The organism is Brachyspira catarrhinii, from assembly GCF_005518285.1.
Lineage (GTDB): Bacteria > Spirochaetota > Brachyspiria > Brachyspirales > Brachyspiraceae > Brachyspira > Brachyspira catarrhinii.
The window spans coordinates 1-4,633 of record NZ_SJDU01000178.1; the positions used below are offsets into that span (position 1 = coordinate 1).

General features: G+C 29.7%; 5 protein-coding genes. All 5 read left to right on the top strand.

The features are described 5' to 3' along the window. The first annotated feature begins 55 nt into the window (after positions 1-55). On the top strand, positions 56-304 hold the full coding sequence (locus EZH24_RS15330; protein ID WP_419670457.1) for a PD-(D/E)XK nuclease family transposase: 249 nt from the start codon (positions 56-58) through the stop codon (positions 302-304). Between the two features lie 169 nt (positions 305-473). Further along, positions 474-1,217, top strand: coding sequence for a hypothetical protein (locus EZH24_RS07410; RefSeq protein ID WP_236847114.1), 744 nt, complete (start codon positions 474-476; stop codon positions 1,215-1,217). Between the two features lie 4 nt (positions 1,218-1,221). Beyond that, positions 1,222-2,919 (top strand): LysM peptidoglycan-binding domain-containing protein, encoded by a 1,698-nt coding sequence (locus tag EZH24_RS07415; protein WP_137998483.1) that lies wholly within the window; start codon positions 1,222-1,224, stop codon positions 2,917-2,919. A 23-nt stretch (positions 2,920-2,942) separates the two neighbouring features. Further along, positions 2,943-3,308 (top strand): YkgJ family cysteine cluster protein, encoded by a 366-nt coding sequence (locus EZH24_RS07420; RefSeq protein ID WP_137998484.1) that lies wholly within the window; start codon positions 2,943-2,945, stop codon positions 3,306-3,308. 103 nt (positions 3,309-3,411) lie between these two features. Further along, a partial coding sequence (locus tag EZH24_RS07425) for an HD domain-containing protein (protein ID WP_137998485.1) occupies positions 3,412-4,633 on the top strand: 1,222 nt, incomplete at its 3' end.

The following is a 4,633-nucleotide window of genomic DNA, read 5'->3' on the forward strand; positions in this document are numbered from 1 at the left end:
GCGATTTCAATTTTGAAGAAGTTTAAGCGATTTCAATTTTGAAGAAGTTAAAGATTTGGAAATAATCGACCCTTATAATTTGTCCGAAAATATCGATTTGAAAGAATCGATAATCGATATTAAGGCTAAAACTAAAGACAATCAAACCGTAATTATTGAAATTCAACTTTGCGGGAATATAGATTTTAGCGATAATTCGATTTTTATTTACACGGGCAATACTTCGGCAATAATCGTTCCTAAAATTTATTTGAATAAGGAAGATATTGATTTTTTACTTTCTTATCTTAACTTAAATAAATAAAAATAATAAATAAACATTCATATTACAAATATAATTATTAGGATTATTTTATTAAATTTGTTCAATATGTATAATTAAAACAGTTTTAATTTATATAACTTGATTTTATCTTTAATTCGTTGTATTATATATAAAACGAAAAATGCTAAAAAGGTTTAGGGAATATATTTTGGAAAATACGGAAGATATGATAGATATAATTAATAAATCGCAATTGAAATTTATGGATAAAGATATGTTTTTATCCGTAAGTTCTATTTGTTCTTTTATACCGAAAAATATTACCGAAAATCTTAAATGGAAAGAATTACAAGCGTCTGCAAAAGAAATTTATAGGGCATTGGTTTCAAATTACGATTACGAACTTGGAATAGCGAGAATAACTCATTCGCAAATATTAAACGAAGCGGGAATTGGAGGAAACGCCACCATAGTTAAATCGCTCGATAGTTTGGAGGATAATGGATTTATAATAAGAGTGGAATCTAAAACTAAAAGCCATAATTATTTGATGCCTTATCAAGAGAAATTTTTTGCCGAAATATGCAATGTAGAGGTTAGAGATTTGTCGGTTCTTTATACGATAAAAAATAAAAAAGAGAATAAACAAAAAGGTTCGGTTAATCCTTTATTTTATAAGGTTTGCCAAAAGTTGAGTTGTTTGGGAATAGACGCTCCGCATAAACTTATTGATAAATATTCTTCGCAGGGAAATCAATTAAGAATTATATTGTCGATGTCGGATGCCGTTTATATAGCGAAAAAATATAACTTAAAAAAAAATATGGATTTAAATAAATATCTTATAGATTTGTTGAAAAAAGGAAACATAAGAGATAATATATTCGATAACGAAACAATGAATACTATAAGAAATATAATTATAAAAATTAAACAAAATAAAACAGAGTAAAATTATGGCTACAAAAAAAACAAATAATAAAAAAGAAGAAACTACTAAAAAAGTATCCGCTCCGAAAAAATCCGCGGAAAAAGAAAAAACGAGCAAAAAGCAGACGTCAACTTCAAAAAAGAAAATCGTCTCTCCCGTAAAAAAAACCGATAAAAAATCATCGGTTAAAAAAAGCGCGGGCAATTCTTTAAGTAAAAATTCCAAGAGTTCTACGGGAAATAAAACTTATAGAACTAATACTATAAGAAAAATAGAGCCGATAAAAACCGAAGATATTGAAAAACCAGAAAGAGAGTCGATTAAATTATTGAGGGAAGCTATAAAAGCGAAATCAAAAACCGTATCAAAACCTGTCGCGGTAAAAAAACATTTGATAGTAAAAGAAAACGAAGATACAAACGATACGAAAGAAAACGATATAAAAAACGAATCCGCTTCAAGTCCAGCGGTAAGTTCGATTATAAAAAACGACACGGAAAATTTAAATAAAGTAGATTTTGGAATCAATAGATTTGAAAAAAAAGAGGAAATTTCGGAAAATAATTTAACCGAAAAATCCGAAGAAAAGAAATCTGAAGTTAAAACTTTTACAAAAAATACTTACAGCAAAAGCGATATATTCAAAAGAGCCGTTTCTATAAAAAATCCAATCGAAGCGGAAGAATTGAGAAAAAATATAGAAGAAACGAAATTTAATCAAAGCGAAATTGACGAGGCAATAGAAAATGCGGCTACGATAGAAGAAGACACTCCAATCGAAGATTATAGCGTATACTCGAGCAAAAAATTGGAAGAATTAAAACGAAAAAATATACCAATAATTGAGACTGAAGACGAAATGAAATCGGGCGGAATTCCAGAAATCGAAAGAAAACCCGCCGAACCTTATGTGGCGCCGCCGCATTCTACGATTAAGAAAGAAAAAAAATCAAATAAGATTGTCGCTATTATCGGAATCATAATAATAATTTTAGGTTTATCGTATTTGGGATTTCAATGTTTTGGAAATAGAGACGAAAGTTTGGATGACGGATTTTACAAATTGGAAACCAACGAAATCGAAACTAACGATATAATATCGCCAATTACCAACGATACAAATAATGAAGAAATTGACAATATTACAAATGAAATCAATACGACTAACGATATTAACGCTGTTATAGAACAAACTAACGCTAATAACGAAAGCAATGCGAATACGAATTTACAAACTAATAATACTTCGACTGTCGCCACGAATAACGCTATTAATATTAATACTAATAATACTATATCTCAAACGAATACGAATATTGCGATTCCTCAACCTAATTTACCGAATCCTCCCGTAATTACAACTCCTCCACCAAATCCGAATCAAAATTCAAATCAAAATCGGACTTCGTATTTGGGCGGAAACACATACAGAACTAAATGGACGGACACTTTAACTTCTATCGCTTCGAGCGAATTGGGGGACGCGAGAAGATGGCCCACGATTTATGTAATGAACGAAAATATTTTTAGAGACCCCGATTCTTTGGTATTCAATAGAGATATAAAAATCCCCGAAACTAAAAAAAAAATCGAGGACATGACCGCGGAAGAAAAAAGAGCTTTATATGACGATTATATGAGAGTCGCTCAAGTATATTTAAATATTGGAAAAACCAATTCGGCAAACACATTGAGAAACAGAGCGAGATTAATCGTCCGATAATTTTATTTTATAATTTACATCGAATGAAAGAAAAGAAAAATCTTATATTGGAATTCTCCTGTAAAGGCTGCGGAACTTGTTGCAAAGAGAAAGGCTATGTATTTTTTAACGAAAGCGATATATCAAAAGCCGCAAAATATCTTAATCTGAATCCGCTCGTATTCATAAATAAATATTTGAATTATGAGGATTCTTTAGGTTATCATATTAAAGTCGACAATGAAAATCGTTGTCATTTTTTGGACGAAAAAGATAAATGTTTAATACATAAAGCGAAACCGACTCAATGCAAAACTTTTCCATATTGGAAAGAATATACCGATAAAAACGGAAATTTGATTTCGGGCAAATTCAAACGTCCTTGCAAAGGCGTAAAAGTGAAAAAATAATTAAATTTTTCATTATTTCAATTTTTTAAAAATATTATATACTTTAATTAATTATAAATTGTAATTTTTAATCTTAAATAAAATAAATAAAGGAATAATTAAAATGAGTATAGAAATAGAAGAAATAACGAATAAATTTGAAGAATTAAGTTTAACCGAAATTGACGATATAAAAGATTATTTAATTTCTCATAATATTCCGCTATTCAGATTGGATAAAGAAAAAGGAATCGTTGAATTCAGCACGGAACAGTTGAGTTTAATATTGGATAATCCTAAATATGCGAATCTTAAATTATATATTCCCAAAAATTTCAAAGTGTTCGTTAAAGAGTTTAAAGCCATAAAAGAAAATGAAAAATCGAATTTACTAAATTCAAATTATGTCTTCAAAACTCCTAAAGAATGCGAAGAAGAACTTGATAAAAGAATCAAAGAAATAGGAAAGATGACTTATGAAGATAAAATAAGCATCATTGAAACCTATAACAGAGAACTTAAAGAAGTTAAAGTTGACGAAAGAACAAAAATAAATAGAAATACGGCGCAACAAATAGTAAACGCTGGAAACGATGTCGGACTAATAGCTAAAGTTACGATGTTTGAAAGCATGAAGAAAATTAAAGATAACGAAATATCTCAAGACCAAGCGAAAATAGAAAATCAGGAAATTACAGAAACGACAAGCGCGTTGGTTACGACAATAGTAAATATGCTTTCTTATAATACGGAAACTCAAAAAGTTTTTACCGAGCTAAGAAATTATTCGGACGGCGGAGTAATGGCGCATTCCAACAGAGTTTTTATTTCTTATGTTAATTTTTTGACTTTTTATAATAATTTGATTAAAAGAAGACATCTCGTGCATAATATAAGAACCGTTTATGAGAAAGTATATGAAAAATATTACGATAAAATTATCGAAACGGTCGGCGGAAAATACAAAATATACGATAATTTGAAAACGGTAGAAGACTGCATAGACCAAGGAATCAAAAGCGTGGAAGAACAGGAAATGTATTCTTATTCCGTTGGAGCTTTGCTTCATGATGTGGGAAAAGTAAAAGATTTGGATTATTTCGAGGGAGCGGACGGAAGAGATTACGAAAGAATAAAAAAACATTTATTCAACAGTTATAAATTGGTAAGTCAAACTTCCGAATATCCTTTGGAAGTTATATTGACCGTGGCTTTGCATCATGAATATTACGGTTTGGGATACGGACCTTATGAAAAATTGCATAATATGAAAGTTGAAAAATATCAAGGCTTCCAAATTCAAAGAATAATGTCTTATAATGCAAAGGCGATAGACGATTGTGACG